Annotated in this window: 19 protein-coding genes; 1 reads left to right on the top strand and 18 read right to left on the bottom strand. The window is 66.9% G+C overall.

Features of this window, described 5'->3' with window-relative positions:
* The 9 genes from ACTJK8_RS06150 to ACTJK8_RS06190 form a co-directional block, all read right to left on the bottom strand.
* Positions 1 to 423: a hypothetical protein gene (locus tag ACTJK8_RS06150; RefSeq protein ID WP_440761670.1), complete on the bottom strand. Its 423-nt coding sequence runs from the start codon at positions 421 to 423 to the stop codon at positions 1 to 3.
* Positions 423 to 728 carry a hypothetical protein gene (locus tag ACTJK8_RS06155; protein ID WP_012322567.1) on the bottom strand — a complete coding sequence of 102 codons (306 nt, stop codon included), beginning with the start codon at positions 726 to 728 and terminating at the stop codon, positions 423 to 425. The genes ACTJK8_RS06150 and ACTJK8_RS06155 overlap by 1 nt, the downstream gene beginning before the upstream one ends.
* Entirely contained in the window at positions 725 to 2,239 is a 1,515-nt protein-coding gene (locus ACTJK8_RS06160) for a hypothetical protein (RefSeq protein WP_440761671.1), read from the bottom strand. Before ACTJK8_RS06160 ends, ACTJK8_RS06155 begins: the two co-directional genes overlap by 4 nt.
* Before the next feature lies 1 nt (position 2,240).
* Positions 2,241 to 2,894: a phage adaptor protein gene (locus ACTJK8_RS06165; RefSeq protein ID WP_440761672.1), complete on the bottom strand. Its 654-nt coding sequence runs from the start codon at positions 2,892 to 2,894 to the stop codon at positions 2,241 to 2,243.
* Between the two features lie 7 nt (positions 2,895 to 2,901).
* Positions 2,902 to 3,540, bottom strand: coding sequence for a phage adaptor protein (locus tag ACTJK8_RS06170; RefSeq protein WP_012322570.1), 639 nt, complete (start codon positions 3,538 to 3,540; stop codon positions 2,902 to 2,904).
* Between the two features lie 93 nt (positions 3,541 to 3,633).
* Complete coding sequence (locus tag ACTJK8_RS06175) at positions 3,634 to 4,026, bottom strand: hypothetical protein (RefSeq protein WP_440761673.1); 393 nt, start codon at positions 4,024 to 4,026, stop codon at positions 3,634 to 3,636.
* Between the two features lie 96 nt (positions 4,027 to 4,122).
* Positions 4,123 to 5,223 carry a N4-gp56 family major capsid protein gene (locus ACTJK8_RS06180; RefSeq protein ID WP_440761674.1) on the bottom strand — a complete coding sequence of 367 codons (1,101 nt, stop codon included), beginning with the start codon at positions 5,221 to 5,223 and terminating at the stop codon, positions 4,123 to 4,125.
* A 502-nt stretch (positions 5,224 to 5,725) separates the two neighbouring features.
* A complete protein-coding gene (locus ACTJK8_RS06185) occupies positions 5,726 to 7,180 on the bottom strand; it encodes a caspase family protein (protein WP_440761675.1) in 1,455 nt (484 codons plus the stop codon).
* A gap of 604 nt (positions 7,181 to 7,784) precedes the next feature.
* Positions 7,785 to 8,819, bottom strand: coding sequence for a hypothetical protein (locus ACTJK8_RS06190; protein WP_440761676.1), 1,035 nt, complete (start codon positions 8,817 to 8,819; stop codon positions 7,785 to 7,787).
* Positions 8,820 to 9,007: 188 nt separating this feature from the next.
* Between ACTJK8_RS06190 and ACTJK8_RS06195 the strand changes: the two genes are divergently transcribed.
* On the top strand, positions 9,008 to 9,652 hold the full coding sequence (locus tag ACTJK8_RS06195; protein ID WP_440761677.1) for a hypothetical protein: 645 nt from the start codon (positions 9,008 to 9,010) through the stop codon (positions 9,650 to 9,652).
* A gap of 78 nt (positions 9,653 to 9,730) precedes the next feature.
* Here the strand turns inward: ACTJK8_RS06195 and ACTJK8_RS06200 are convergent, their stop codons facing one another.
* Genes ACTJK8_RS06200 through ACTJK8_RS06240 form a run of 9 tightly spaced genes read right to left on the bottom strand, consistent with a single transcriptional unit; the run spans position 9,731 to position 14,719 of the window.
* A complete protein-coding gene (locus tag ACTJK8_RS06200; protein WP_440761678.1) occupies positions 9,731 to 9,985 on the bottom strand; it encodes a hypothetical protein in 255 nt (84 codons plus the stop codon).
* A 15-nt stretch (positions 9,986 to 10,000) separates the two neighbouring features.
* Positions 10,001 to 12,082 (bottom strand): portal protein, encoded by a 2,082-nt coding sequence (locus ACTJK8_RS06205; RefSeq protein WP_440761679.1) that lies wholly within the window; start codon positions 12,080 to 12,082, stop codon positions 10,001 to 10,003.
* Entirely contained in the window at positions 12,073 to 13,377 is a 1,305-nt protein-coding gene (locus ACTJK8_RS06210; protein WP_440761680.1) for a PBSX family phage terminase large subunit, read from the bottom strand. The genes ACTJK8_RS06205 and ACTJK8_RS06210 overlap by 10 nt, the downstream gene beginning before the upstream one ends.
* On the bottom strand, positions 13,367 to 13,654 hold the full coding sequence (locus ACTJK8_RS06215; protein WP_440761681.1) for a DUF5681 domain-containing protein: 288 nt from the start codon (positions 13,652 to 13,654) through the stop codon (positions 13,367 to 13,369). Before ACTJK8_RS06215 ends, ACTJK8_RS06210 begins: the two co-directional genes overlap by 11 nt.
* A 16-nt stretch (positions 13,655 to 13,670) precedes the next feature.
* Positions 13,671 to 13,976: a hypothetical protein gene (locus ACTJK8_RS06220; protein WP_440761682.1), complete on the bottom strand. Its 306-nt coding sequence runs from the start codon at positions 13,974 to 13,976 to the stop codon at positions 13,671 to 13,673.
* Complete coding sequence (locus tag ACTJK8_RS06225; protein WP_440761683.1) at positions 13,976 to 14,155, bottom strand: hypothetical protein; 180 nt, start codon at positions 14,153 to 14,155, stop codon at positions 13,976 to 13,978. The genes ACTJK8_RS06220 and ACTJK8_RS06225 overlap by 1 nt, the downstream gene beginning before the upstream one ends.
* Positions 14,152 to 14,340, bottom strand: coding sequence for a hypothetical protein (locus ACTJK8_RS06230; protein WP_440761684.1), 189 nt, complete (start codon positions 14,338 to 14,340; stop codon positions 14,152 to 14,154). The genes ACTJK8_RS06225 and ACTJK8_RS06230 overlap by 4 nt, the downstream gene beginning before the upstream one ends.
* Positions 14,334 to 14,561: a hypothetical protein gene (locus ACTJK8_RS06235; protein WP_440761685.1), complete on the bottom strand. Its 228-nt coding sequence runs from the start codon at positions 14,559 to 14,561 to the stop codon at positions 14,334 to 14,336. Before ACTJK8_RS06235 ends, ACTJK8_RS06230 begins: the two co-directional genes overlap by 7 nt.
* Positions 14,558 to 14,719, bottom strand: coding sequence for a hypothetical protein (locus ACTJK8_RS06240; protein WP_012322585.1), 162 nt, complete (start codon positions 14,717 to 14,719; stop codon positions 14,558 to 14,560). The genes ACTJK8_RS06235 and ACTJK8_RS06240 overlap by 4 nt, the downstream gene beginning before the upstream one ends.
* Positions 14,720 to 14,724: the final 5 nt, after the last annotated feature.

Raw genomic sequence — 14,724 nt, forward strand, 5'->3', positions numbered from 1 at the left:
TCAGGCCCCGATGCGCTTCACGAAGTGGGTGCCGAGGTCGCAGGCCGCGGCGGTGTAGTCCGGCAGCACGCGGGACCAGCCGCGGCGGCCGACGAACTCGACGGTGGAGCAGCCGAGCCGGGCCGCACCGCGCTCGACGGCGGCGATCACCGCGCCCCACGGGCCGGCCGCGCGGCCCCCGAGCGACAGCACCCAGCAGGACAGGCGCCCGCCGCGGTGCTGGCGGACCTGCGTCACGCCCGCCGCCACGAACCGGTCGCCGTCGAAGATCCCGACGAGCTGCGCCTGTCCGGCCGCGCACGCGGTGAGGAGGCCGGCCACGGTCAGGTCGCAGCGGGGCAGGGCACAGGCGGCGGCCAGACATGCCTCGACGCGCTCGGCAAGGTCGGGCGCGAGCGGCATCGACAGGGGCTGGAGGCGCATCAGGCCCGGCGCATCTCGTAGCGGAAGGTCCGGTCGGTCGCCGCGTCGAGGTTGTGCCCGACGGTGAAGCTGCGGCGGTCGGCCGAGATCAGCCACACCGTCGCCTTCGAGGCGGATTCCGTAATCGGCACCCAGCGCGGCAGGGCGCCCGAGCCGCAGTTCTCGCAGGGCACCGTCGTGCGCGAGACGCCGTTGGCGAGGGTGAAGGTGCTCGACGCGATCGCGTTGGTGGCACCGCGCGCGAGGTCGTCGATCGCGCGGCTGAAGAGCGACAGATCCTTCTCGCTCCGGCCTGGGACGTTCATCGTGCGCCCTCCGCGGTCGCGTCCGGCTCGATCGCCGAGACGTAGGACCAGGTCGTGCCGGCCGGGATGCGCACGCGGGCGCGGTGGTACCGGCCCGACGCCCGGGTCGGGGCGATCCGCTCCACCGTCGGCGCCGTCTCCGGCAGCCAGCGCACGGGCGAGGACGCCGCGAGGCTCTCGCGCACGCCGATGACCACGCGCCAGTCGTCCGCATCCGTGTCGAGGCGGGCGCCGCGCAGGAACGAGCGGTTCGGCCGCGCCAGCATCGCGTCGGGCGTCTGCACGGTCGCCTCGAGCGCCGGGCCGTCGAGGAGGGCGAGCCGGTTGTCGGTGGTCATCACCGCCAGCAGCGTCGCGCCGCCCTGGTAGATCGGGTCGTCGAGCGAGGGCTGGCCCGGATGGTCGACCGAGCCCTCGATGCTGTCGACCGAGACGTCGGGCGTGGCTGCCGACAGGCCGAAGCGGAACGGCACGTTGAGGAACGACCAGCGGTCGAGGAGCCAGTCGTACAGCAGCGCCTCGCCCAGCAGAGACGGGTCGGCGGCGTCCGTGCCGGCGAGCCGGTAGGCGAACAGGATACGCTCGCCGGTCGGGTCGCGGAACGCCACCGTCATGCCGACACGCTCCGGGTCGACGCGGCCGAAGAAGAACCGGTTGACCCGCTCGGCGCCGATCGGCTGAGACGGGCCGCCGCCGATCACCAGGGCGTAGAACCCGTCCCGGTCGAGGAAGAAGATGCGCGGCCCGACCTTGGCGATGCACCAGGGCGCCACCGCGCCGCGGTTCTCCTCCAGCACCGAGCAGTCAAAGACGTTGCCGGAGTCGGGGCTCAGCGTCATGCGCCGGATCGCCCGCTCCTGGAAGATCACGCCGTACTCGCCGCCGGCGAAGCCGGTCACGGCGCCGCCGTCGGGGAGCAGCTGCTCGTCGGCCTCGTGCTGATCCAGGCCGAGACCCCATTTCTCGATGTCGCCGCTGTCCGACCAGCGCACCGTCTGTGGCGAATCGGGCAGGCCGGCCAGCACCAGGAAGTCACCCACGACGCCCATGTGCCGGGCGCGCGGGGGCTTATCGACGCCGTCCGTATTCCCGCCGAGGTCCGCGAACGGCTGGGAACCGGCCTGCAGGACGTCGATGGTGGCCTTCTGGATCCGGGTGCCGGCCGAGCAGGCCAGCAGCAGGGTGCCGTAGACCACGAAGGACCAGTAGTCCCCGGGCGGCACGCTGTAGGGCGTGGTCGGGTTCGTCACCTCGTGCCACGCCTGATCCGTCGTCTTGTAGACGAACAGGCCGGTGCTGGTCCCCGCGACGTAGATCGGAAAATTGTAGGTCGGCGAGAACACCGCGATCGCGCCGCGGCACTCCGCCGGCAGGGCGAGCGACAGCGGCACGGGCGCCAGGACCGGCCCATAGCCGTCCGAGCGCGGCACGACGTTCGTGGCGACCGCCGAGACCGAGGCGTCAACCGAAGCTGTGTCGGGCGCGTACGGCGCCAGCTTGATCGGGTTCATGCTACTCGGGCCGCGCCACGGCCTGGGCGGAGGCCTGCAGCTCGGCCGGGCGGCCGGTGCGCTTGGCCACCTTCGCCGTGTCGGCCTTGATCCCGAGCGCGTTCAGCACCGAGAGCATCAGGCCGGTGTGCGCCTGCACGGCCGCCGGATCCTTCTGGAACAGGTAGGCCTCCGCCAGGACGGCGTAGAGGTAGGCGTCCGGCGCCTTGGCCAGCAGCCAGTTCGAGGGCGCCGCGTCGGTCAGCGGCGGGATCGCGGCATAGTAGGCCAGCGTCACGGCGCCGGGCTTCTCCGGCACCATGCGTACCTTGCCGGCGCGGATCGTGAAGTACTGCGGGTCGCCGCCGGGCCGGTGCCGGAACCGTGCTTCTGGGCTGTCGGCCTCCGCGAAGGTCGGGCGCGCCGTACGGCCGGAGCCGGCCCAGGACACCGCCAGCCACTCGATGAAGTCGGCCGGCAGCGGCATCACGGCGACCGGCGCCGCGGCGGTGCCGAGGCTCGCCTCCGACTCCATCTCGCGCGCGCGCAGGATCGCGTTGAAGTGGCTCTCGGCCAGCGCGATGAAGCCGGGTACCGCGTCCGCGAGGTCCGGGCGCGCGATGTAGTCCAGGACGGCGGCCTTGAGGCTCGCCAGATCGGTGATCGGTGCGGCCACGGCTGCCTCAGAGATAGTAGGCCTGCACCTGGCCGGTGGAGGCGATGACGTTGGAGCGGCCGCGCAGCGCGCTCAGCTCCTCGGCGACGATCTCGGCCTGATCCCTGGCCATGGCCGGGCTGCGCAGGACGTTGCGGGCGAGGTGCCGCTTCGCGTAGGCCGCGATCAGGCTGGAGGCCTCGTCGGTCCAGGCGTTAGCGTCGTCGAGCGCCGGGGCCGGCAGCCGGACATGCGCCATGAGCCGCACCGTCCAGGCGTCCGACGGCATCGGCCACAGGCGGATGGACCGGTCGAAATACGAGTAGGCGCAGGGCCGCGACAGGCTGGTCGGCTGGTCGGCGCCCTCGATCCAGGCCTCGTCGATCCGGCGCAGGATCGTCGGCGTGTCCCCGTCGAGCATCACGGCGCTGTCGATCGCCATCAGGTCGGGGATGCCGCTGGCGTCGCCGGCCGCGTAGACGTCGGCGCCCGCCATGGTCTGGAAGGTCACGAAGCCTTCGTTGAAGAAGAACCGATCCGGCTGGTAGAACCGGATCGCCCGGTCAACGGCGGTCGCGATCTGCGGGCCGAGGTCCGCGCGCTCGATGTCGTCCGCGATCTCCGCGTACAGATCGGCGAGCGTCGGCCGCCCATCCTGTGTCGGCATCGGGCACCGTCTCCGTCTTCGAGGGCGACGGCGGGGCGCTGGGCTCCGCCGCCAGGACCGCCGCGCCGAGGTGCAGCAGCATCCACGCCGACATCAGCTGTCGTTGTTCGGCGCGTAGTGCAGGACGATCGTGGCCACGCCCGCGGCCGGGGCGCCCGCGATCGTGCCGTAGATCGGCGTGTCGGCGGCGAGGCGGCCCTTCAGGGTCGCGGTGTCGATGCGCTTCACGCCGGCCGCGGTGACGGCGGTGTCGGCCGCGGCGGCGAGGTCGTTGCCGCCGGCGACGGTGCCGAGCAGCATCGAGGCGCCGGCCGAGAACGCAGTCTCGACGAGCACCAGGAGCGAGGTGATCAGCGCGCCGGCCGGGAGCGACGCGGGCAAGACGAAGGCGCCGTTCACGAAGGACACGGTCAGGCGGACGTACTGCGACTCCTGCCGGCGGTACTCGCGCACCGACGGAGACGCGGGGGGGACGTTGGTGGCCACGAGGACCTCCTATTCAGACGGATCGGGGGAAGGGCGGAGCGGGCCGGAGCGCGAGGCCCCGGCCCGGGTCAGCCGTCAGGCTGGATCAGCGGGGGCTCAGCCGGCGGGCGCGGCGTAGGTCGAGACGGTGATGACGCCGAAGTCGTCGCCGTTGAAGGTCGTCTTCTTCAGGCCCCAGATCGCCCAGGCGGAGACCTCGAGGTTCCGCTTGTGGTCGTAGAGCTCCTCGTTCCAGCGGTAGCGCTCGTCGCCACCGGCCTTGCCGTAGGCCACGGTCGCGGCCTGGGCGCCGAGGAGGACGGCGCGGCGGGTGTTGGCCACGGCGGAGGTGCCGTCGACCGACACGCCCGGGGTGACGTCCTGGGCCTCGCGGAGCACGACGCCGTTGTACATGCCGAGCGCGCCCGAGAAGATCGGGCTCTTGCTCGACTGCATGCCGGCCATCGCGGCCTTCTGGATGTCGAGCCACTGGCCGGCGGCGGTGTTGGTCCGGAGCGAGGTGACCTGCGTGGAGTGCAGGTACATCACGTAGACCTTCTGGCCGTCGACCACGACGGGGCGGATCATCACCTTGCCCGCGGCGCCGCCGGTCTTCGCCAGCTCCACCGCCTGGTCGATCAGGCTGAGGGTGAAGATGTCGCCGGCGACGAGGGCGGCGTCGTTGGCGCGGCCGTTCGGGCGCAGAATGCGACCGGTGGACGGGGCCGTGACGAGGTTGTTGCCGTTGTACTTCCGGGCGTTCTTGCCCGGCAGCGCGTTCACCGGGGTGTAGCCGCAGACGTGGGCGAAGAAGATCTTCGCGCGGCGGGTCTGGAACCAGTCGGCGATGCCGGCGCGGGCCTGCTCACGCAGGTTGAAGGGCACGCGCTGGGCGTCGATGGTGTTGTCCGACTTCACGCCGACCACGTGGCCGAGCTCGTCGATCGTCACCTTGTCGGAGTTGGTGCCGAGCTGCTCGCCGTTGCCCTCGGCGACGTCGTCGGAGGTGAAGCCGTCGCCTTTGAGCTGCATGCGCAGACCAAAGGTGACCTGGTCGCCGTTGCCCTTCTTGGTCTCGGTCTTCTCCTGGATGATGGATCCGTCGGAGGTGCCGACCAGCGGGTCGATGTCGATGGACTTGTTGGCCTCCACTGCGAGCTTCTTGCTCCACAGCTTCTGGGCCATCGGGTCGCCGATGCCGAAATTCGTGAACGACATGAGAGGTGCCTCTGAGGGCTGGATTCCGTGGGGGAGGGGTTCGTGCGGGCTGTGTCGTCGCCGCGCGGACGGAAGCCGGGCCCCAGGTGACCGTTGGGGACGGTGGTCGGACGGGCGCCGTGACGTGGCGCGGACGGAGGCTGTGACGCGGCCGGGCGAGCCCTGTGACGGGGGCCAATCGGACGACCGGGCACGCGAAAGCGCCCCGCTGGGAACAGCAGGGTGCGGCGCGTGGGCCGGTCGGAAACTGGAGGGAAGCGGGACGGGGCCTCAGGCCCGCACATCACGCGACACTGGCGATATCCGGTGTTTCGCCCGTCGGGTCAAGCGTTTTTCCCAATAGACGCCCACCATAGCTGCGCTGAGCTATGGTGGGCGATCTAACCTTGGTCTCAGCTTACGACGGACGTTCCGCCCGATATATGAAGCCGTCGATTGAGGTTATTTTGTCTTAATTAAAGACGCATGATTAGAATTTTGTCCTAAAACACCGACGCTTATATCACTGGAGCGGTATTCCCTTCTCATCATAACGGACAACGAGATCGTTAGTCTCACCATCCTGATAGATAAAATCTTCATCTTGGTAGTCGATGTCGTCTTCTTTGTCCTTGGCTTTAGAAGTAGGATAGCCAGGTGCCCTGAGGAAGTACTGAACTGCTGTCCTGCCGTCCGAGCCGGAAGCATACCGGGTGTGCGGACATTTGTTCGTCTGGTTATCGGCTATAAGCATTTTGTCGCTACCAAGCCGCTCGACGACCAGGAACACGTGATCCGATCCCGCCGGGGGCCCATTGTCCTCGGTAACTGCGACGTCTCCCGCTTGTTGTTTGCCGACTGGTATTCTCTGCCAACCCCGGTCGCGTTCCAGAATGCGGGCCAATCTGCCGGCCCCGTACTCGAGAGGGACATCGATCCCCGCTTCCCGCAAGAAAATACTCAACGTAGCTGCGCAAGCGTTCTTGAAAGTCGGCTTCCCGTAAATGCGCGCCATAGCTTGACGAGCGTGCTCGCGAAGGCGCGCGCAACTGGCCGGATCGCTGCCAAGATCGATCAGTCGCTGTATGCGCGATCCGTCTGCGGCACGAGCCATGCCATTCGCTAGATCGCCATTCAAAGACTTTGAGGGCCGAACTGCAGACATTTTTATTGAAAAGGGCTTCTGTAAGTAGAATTCCTCCTGATTTCGTCCGACAGGAAACCAGTTTGGCTGCTGATACGAAGGCATTCCGTCGCGAATTTTTTGATAGAATGAGCGATAGTCGCCTTTAAAGTGGCCGTCGTTCCATACCGACTTCAGCTTCGCCGTGAACGCTCCGTTAGTATCACCATCCAGAGATGTCTGTTCGTCCTGGCATCCTGAGATAAGTAGCGCAGAGGCTACAACACGCGCTTTGGCTCCCTCCCGGGCTGGGTTTGCAATTAAATCCTCGTAGAAATCCTTATTTTTGAGAAAGACCTGTCGCTGCTGTGTCTTCGGGATAGCGCGAAACCTCTTGAACTCAGAGATACCAGACAGAACACCTCTTAGTACCGTTCCGCTATGGCAGCTATCAGACAGCACAAATATTCTAACCCCTTCCTTGAAATCTGTTAAAGCTATGTATATTTCGTCATCAATGAGCTCTCCGTCGTGGAGGCACCATGTTGAGTCTTGGGATTTTCTGGTTTTCTCATCGCCATTCATATCGGCGACAGTGCCCCCGTGTCCGGAATAAGTTAGGAAGAATATATCGCCTGATTGCAGCCTTTCGGCAGAACGTCTGATTTGTTTGAGAACGGCAGACCGTGTCGCTTCGGCCGTAAGAAGGACTTGAGGCTCGTATCCCTGTGAGACTGCCAGCGCTTTCATGTCATGTGCATCAGCTTCGCACGCTAAGAGCGGCCCCGACCATCCAGCGTAATGATCAGCATCGACCGAATTCAATCCAATGTGGAGTGAAATACCTTTAGTCATAGCCGCTCCTCCTGATGATTTTTCCGTACGTTAGGTGATCTTTACGACTCGCGCAGTCGACAGCGGGTCATAAATCGAAGAAGACCACTGCCCAACGTCAGATATTTATCGCAGCATTTGGTTTTGTCTTCGGCACAAACTCTGCGCCGGAAGATTGGCGTGTCATGCGCCGCATGTTCGTCGACGGCTTTCACGCATATCGACACAAAAAAATCTCAAAATCAATATGCGAATTCTGTTTTGACGCGACGCTCCGCGCGATCGATTGCCAACGTTTGGAAGCAATCCAATCCAAGCGGAGCGATCGTTCCAAATCCCAGAAAAAACAGCTCGGAAATTAGTTACAGAATTGTACGTTTACCCGCAATGTTTAATCCCTTCTGCGATCGAAATTTCTGCAGTTTGGTCAGAGAGAGCAGGGCCGCGCCATGCAACATTGGCTGAATAGCGTCGTTTGCTTCACTGCGGATCTGTTCAGAAGCGGACCTGCCCCCCGTTTCCGGTTTCGGCGCGATTCGGCTTTTTCAAGCGCATGAAGGCGGCCCCTCTCAGGATCCGAAAAGATCGAAAGCGGCCGCTGTGGGAAGCGGTTTGAATGGCTATTCTAGGCTTCAGCGCCCATGAGCTTTGCAAGCTTCTGCGGGTTCTTGGTCGCGAACGCCTCAAACTCAGCCTCGCTCATCGAACTTAGCATCTCCAGCGTCACCTCGCCGGCCGGCGCGCCACCGGCGGCGGACAGCGACTTGCCCGGACCGGCCTGGCCAGCGGCGACTCGCTCGGCCTTCTGCGCGGCGGTCTCGGCGGGAGCGGCAGCGGCCGGCGCGGCCTCCGTTGCCTTCGGGGCGAACCCGCGGCTCTTGGCGAGCTGTGCGATCATGGCGGCGGGCGAGGTGCCCCGCTCGCGGGCGCTCTGGGCGAGGTTGAACTCCTCCTCACGCACGGCCGCGATCGCGTCGTCGCGGGACATGCCGAACATCGTCAGCTCGGCAACGCGGCCCGAGAACAGGTGCTCGTAGGCGGCCGACACGGACGCGTCGGCCTGGATCGCGGCGCGGAGGTCCTGCTGGTAGAAGCCGATCACCTCGTTCCGCGCGTCGTTGGCGCGGCGGGTCTCTTCGGCCTTCTTCTGGGTCTCGGTGAGCTCGGTCTGACCGGCGCGGATGGCCTGGATCTGCTCCTCGAGGTACTTCGCGTATCCGAAGATGTCCTCGGCCGGGTCCGGCACCTTCGCCTGCTCGGCCGGCGTCGCGGTCTGGGCCGCGCCGGCCGGACGCTGCATCGCCTCGGAGAGGATGCGCAGGCGCTCGTCGCCGCGTGCGAACCGCTCGCGCAGGTCGGACAGCTCCTTCTCGACGGCCTTCCGGCGCTCGCGCTCCTGGTGGAACGCGCCGTGGCGGACGAACTTGCCCTTGTTCTCGTCGGGCGAGCCGGCATCGGCCTCGGGGTCCACGACATCACCGGGGGCAGCCGCAGCGGGAGCAGCAGCCTCACCACCGGCCGGAGCGGCATCGGGCGCCGGGGCAGCCGTCGAGGCGGAGGACGCATCCTCGCCGCGCTCGTAGGCGTCCATTGCGGCCTGCTCCTCGGCCGTGAGTCCTTCGGCGCTGTCGCTGGTGGAGGCGAAATCGTTATCGAACATGCTGTCCTCGTGAAGTGGATGGTTTGTGCTCCCGTTGGCGTAAGCCAGACGGTCGCTAGACTCTTTGCCGGACGTTTGATGCTCTGATGGCCAGACTGCTGCTCGGGCAGCAGACCCATCGACGAGGCCAAGCCTCGTCGGCAGCTTTCCGTGGTTCGGCCTAGGCCGGCTTCATCTAACCGGATTTGATGCGACCGAATGCAAGTTTGGCTTGTGCCTTTTACGAAATTGGGCTTTTCACTCCAAGGTCGGAAAGATTTAAAGCGGGTGCGCCAGTGCCAGGAGCTGCAGAAGTATTGTCTGACAACGCAGTGACTGCTGCATTTGTTGGAGCAATGGGTTGGCTTTGTGCTTATATTTTAAATATATATAAAGATGATCGAATACAGAAAACCAAGCTCACGATAGATCATACCGCCGAACAGATCAGAGATTTTTATGGCCCCCTCGTCTCCTTGACCGATCAACTCGATTCTTTAGCTTCCGTTATACACTTGATATCGTTTAACAATAATAATCCTGGAATAACAACAACATTCTATAACAAATTCTTCCTTCCGGTGCACAAGGAAATCAACCGGATTTTATCAACGAAGATACATCTGCTGGAGGGATCGGAAATACCAGATAGCTTCAAACTATATTTCGAGCACTACGCTGCGGAGCATTCGGTCCATGAACTGAACAGCAGCGGAATTTCTCTTGGCGGATCAATCGATGTTCCTCCGTATCCATCTGAATTTTATTGGGATGTCAGGAAGGGTTTTCAGACGGTGCTTGACCGCTATGAAGCTAGCGTTCGAAGAGTTCGTGTAAGGTCCTTCTGGCGTTAGGTCAGTGAACAATCCTCACGACATCACACCGGTGCCGCCGATTTGTGAAGCGGTCAGGCGCACCTACTGAACGCGCGGCTATGCGCGTGATCGGGTAAGGGGGCGCGGAGTGAATGGCATGTGCCGAATGCCATCCTCCGCGATGAGGGCCGCGACGGTCTCAGGCGAGCCGTCGACCAGCAGCATCGGCGTGCCGACCCTGAGCCAGACCTGGGAGGCGGGCGGATCGGCCATGCCGACCTCGATCATGCCGACGTTGTCCGGGTGGACGTAGATCGCCTCGCCGGGCGTCTCGGGATCGCCGGAAAAGATCCGGAGCTGGACGAGCTTCATCGACGGGCTCGCAGGTTAGAAGCCGGCCCGGCCCGGGTACTGCTCGGGCCCGGCGGGCGGCGGCAGCATCGCGAAGGGCGCCCGATCCACGGGGAGCGGCGTGGGGGCCGGAGCGGCGTGCCGGTGCTGCTCGGGCGAGGGGGCCGCGCCCTGCGTCACCTGCTGGTGACCGTGCGCGATCTCCAGCGTGCGCCCGACCGTGTCGACCTGGTCGTACGCGCTGAGCGAGCGCTGATGCTCGGCCTGGGCGCGCTTCAGATCGGCGGTGGCCGCGCCCTCCTCGATCTTGGTGAGGACCTGCTGCATCGCGATCTGCTTCTGCTGCTGGGCCTCCGGATCCTGCTGCTGCGTCGCGAGCAGCTCGCGCATCTTGGCGACGAAGCTGTCCGGGAACGGCGAGTAGGGCAGCACCTCGAGGAGGATCTGCGGGGTGATCATGTCGCGAATGACGGGCAGCACCGACACGAAGGTCTGCCAGACCACCTGCTGCTGGTTCGGCGACGAGGGCGCCTCGTCGATGATCACGTCGAAGTCGCCCGCGGTCTGGTCGCGCAGGAGCGGGATCACCTTCTGGCCAGCCGGCCCGGTGATCCGCACCAGCCGGCCATCCGAGAGGTAGCGCTGGATGAAGTAGAGCCGCACCCGGCCGATGTGCTTGCGGGCCCGCCGCAGCGCGTTGAACGCGGTGGCGAGGATGTTCATCGCCGCCTGCTTGCGGTGGATCTCCAGGATGCCGGCCTGATCGTTCTGCTGCTGGCCGAGCAGCTCCAGGTTCACGCCCGAGGAATCGCGGATGGAGCCGATCGCGAACTCCATCATCTGCCAGTGCCCGGTGGGCAGGACCGGGAGGGGCTTCTCCTTGATCGCGCCGGAGCGCAGGGCGCCGGGGTTCACCCAGGTCGTGGCGCCCGGCTTGGCCGCCGACGCCTCGAACTGCTTGATGTCCTTCACCGCCGACGTCTCGGCCATCACGCCGCCCTTGGCCTGGCGGTTGAGCATGTCGTGCGTCTGGCTGAGGAACGTGTTGGCGAAGCGCTGCGGGTCGCGCATCGGGCGCACGATCCCGAACCACGAGCTCTTGTTCTGGTCCCGGTCACCCGTGAGGAAGGCGTAGGAGAAGCGGTCGCCGGCCGGCGCCGGGCCCTCCTCCAGCACGGTCGCGCCGAGGAACGCGCGCCGGCAGACGCGCTTCATCTGGTGGAACACCTGCACGGGCGGCATGCCCATGGCGGCGGCGCGCTGCACCAGCACCTTCGCCTGAGCCGGATCCATGTCGAGCGGCTCGCCCGACTGCGGGTCGATGACGACCGCGACCTTCTTCCGCTCCCACCACTGCACCTCGACGATGGTGACGCGGCCCGTGCCGGCGTCGGCCGCCTCGCGGCGGTCCATCCGGTGCTCGCCGGGCTGGATCTGATGGTGCGCCTCGCCGCCGTCGCGATCCTCGGCCCAGGCCGCATCCAGGTCGGACGCGTCGGCGTCCGGGAACAGGCCCTCGGCCTCGGCCCGGTCCATCGTCTTCGCGCGGAACACCCGGCGCGCGTCGGACAGCCCGCGCTTGGTCGCGGTGTGGTCCCAGAACATCTCGAGCGGGTTCACCCGGTCCTCGACGTAGGCGCCGTCCGGGTTGATCTCGTAGTCCAGCCGCTGCTCGATCACGCCGACGCCGCAGATCACGGCATCCACGAAGGCATCGCTCTCCTCGTCCTCCGCGTCGGCCTCGTCCGCGAGGTAGCGGGACGCCTCGGTGAGCACCTCGTTCAGCGCGGCGTCGCCGATCTCGCGCGGCAGGTACTGGATGTCCTGCCGGGTCGAGACCTCGGAGCCGGCGACGGCCTTGATCACCGGCAGCACGCGGTTGAACGTGATCGGCGGCCGGCCCTGCTCCTTCAGCGCGGCGAGGTCGCGCGGGTCCCACTGGTGGCCGGCGACGAAGTCGAAGTCGATCTTCGCCTCCTTCCGCCACTCCGACGACGCGTCACGGTCGGCGCGGAACCACGCGCGATGCTTGCGGAACAGCGCCTCGCGGTCGAGGGCCGCCTGCTCCTCCGGCGTCACGGCCTCGTCGGCCGGCGCGTCGGTGTCCGTCACGCCCATCCGGTACCTTCGTGAGTTTCGGAGCGCTCGCGACGGCGGCGCCGGTCGTAGCGATCGTTCGGGGTGTCAGCCGGCGGATCGTCCGGGCGGGGCTCGGCGATCGCGACGGCGAAGTAGCGGAAGGCGTCGGCCGCGTGGCTGGCCCAGTCGTGCAGCGGGTTCTTCGAGAAGGCCTGCGTCTTCTCGTCGACGTCGTAGCGGTAGTTCCGCAGCGCCTGGATGCCGTCGGCGCAGCGCTCCTGATCGAACCAGCAGCGCGCGAACACCTGCCGGGCCGCGTCGATGCCCGAGGCGACCGAGAGCTTCGGCGTGATCCGGACCTGATACCCGGCCGCCCACATCTGCTGCTCGATCGTGCGCTCGGAGGCGAGGAGCTCGTTCTGAGCGTCGTGCGGGAGCCAGTGCTCGCCGTAGACGTAGCCCAGCTCGGCCGCCCGCCCGGCCAGCTCATCCAGGTAGTGCCGGAAGAAGTGCCCCCGGCTCTCGTAGAAGTCGATCAGCCGGAACTCGAGCCCGACCTGCTGGGCGAACCACACGCTCGTCTTGTCGGCCCGGCCCAGATCCCAGAACGTGTGCACCGGCTTCGTCGGGTCGAAGGCGACCTTCCGGAACCGGCCCTCGCGCGAGGCCGCCAGGATCTCGTGGGTGTAGATCGCCCCGTCGAGGACCTGCTTGCAGTTGCCGCCCCAGACCGTCTCGTAGGCGACCGGATCGCGCTCCTTCAGGTCCAACGCCTCCTGCCGGAGCACATCGGGGAACCAGGGATTGTCCTCCCAGCCGATCTTCACGACCCGCGCGCCGGTCGGCGGATGCACCACGAACCGCTGGTAGGTCTCGTCCCCCTCCAGCTCCGTGTTGAAGCTGATCCAGATCTCCGAGCCTTCCTTGCGGATGGTCGGGATCAGCACATCCCAGGACGTCTTCGAGACGGTGCGGGCCTCCTCGACCCAGCACACGTCCACGCCCTCCGTCGACTTCACCGAGGCGACGTTGTGCCGGAGCCCCTTAAAGATGAACTCGGTGCCGTTCCGGCCGAGGATCCGCTTCTCTTGGACCTCGTAAAGGCCATCGAGCCCGAGGAGGTCGATCTGCTGCGCGAACAGCGCGTGCGCCGATTCCGCGATGCTGTTCTGGAACTCGCGGGCGCAGAGCACCCGGAGCGGCCGCTGCGCCCCCATGATGAGGAGCGCCCGGCCGAAGCCCCAGGATTTCGCCCCGCCGCGACCGCCGTAGGCGACCTTGTAGCGGGCCGGCTCGAACAGGAAGGCGAGCTTCTCCGGAAACTCAACCTGCATCGGGCGGCTGCCCGGGCCGGATGAAGGTGACCGTCATGCCGGTCGGGATCGCGCCGCCCTCGCCGTCACCGTCGATGGGCTGAGTCGGCTTGCCGTAGCCGCGATCCAGGATGGCGTTGGCGGCTGCGACGCGGGCGGCCTCGCTCTCGCCACCCATCGCGATTTCGACGAGGACCTGGATGGCCGCCTCGGTGTGCTCGCGGGCGGCGTCACGGACGCGCGCCGACGCCTTCGGACGACCACCAGGGTTGCCCGACTGCCCAGGTTGGAAAGCCATTGCTCGGGCCTTGTTCTCAGGAGCGGCGCCGCTCGCAGAACGTCTTGTGCGTCCCGCCGGCCGGAAGGCTCAGATGCGTGGCCAGCAGCGTGCCGACCATCGGGCACTCGGTGACCAGCGCCACCGGCTGGGTGAGCACGTCGAGCGCGGTCTCGCGGGTGCAGGCCGAGCCCTCGACGCCGGCGGGGCAGGCGAGGGCGCCGGCCAGGAAGCCCGACGAGGCGGCCTGCGCGGGCCGGTCGAACACCCACACCCAGGCCCAGCCGGCGACGAGCACCAGGAGGATGCCGGCGAGGTGCCGGAGACCGACGATGCCGCGCATCAGTGCACCGCCCGGGACGGCATGTCGCCGAACAGGAGCATCAGGCGCTCGGCCGAGACCTGCACATCGGCAGGGAGCGCCGGCCGGACCATCACGAATGCGGCCGGGCGCCGCGCACGCAGGGCCGCCGCGGCGATGCCGGTGAGCATGAGGGCGGCGCAGACGCGGGGCATCGTCATCGACCCTGGTGGACGCCGAAGCACCGCAGCGCCTCGTCGTAGGACAGCTTCGGGACCGGGCCGGCCGGCGCGCCGAGACCGGGACCGGGGCACAGCTCGCGCTCGCCGCGGTGGACGATCGGAGCGGGCGCGGGCGCGGCCGGCCGGGCGCCGAACACCCAGCGGAGGACGAGGCGCTTCAGCATGACCGGACCCGCAGCATCGCCATGGAGCGGCGGACCTCGAACTCGCCGGCCCGGGCCTCGTCGTACGGGGTCTCGGCCGGGAGCCGGACCGGCGCCGGGATCAGCCCCTTGCGGCGGAGGTGGTCGCCGTAGGCTTGGGCGGCCGGGTCGCGCTGGAGGCGCTGCGCATGCCGAAGCGCTCGGTCCGCGTCGGCCGGGGTGAAGTCCGGGCGTGCGGTCACGCGAAGGCCTGGCGCAGCGCCGACGCGAACGCCGGGCGCGCGGCCTCGGCTGCCTCGCGCGTGGCGAAGCCCTCCTGGACGAGGCCGCCGGCGAGACGAGCGCGCAGCAGGAAGGGACGAGGCCCGGCGGAGGGCTCGTGGACGAGTTCGATGCGCATGGAAG

The organism is Methylobacterium sp. 22177 (assembly GCF_052045615.1).
In the GTDB taxonomy this organism is placed as follows: domain Bacteria; phylum Pseudomonadota; class Alphaproteobacteria; order Rhizobiales; family Beijerinckiaceae; genus Methylobacterium; species Methylobacterium radiotolerans.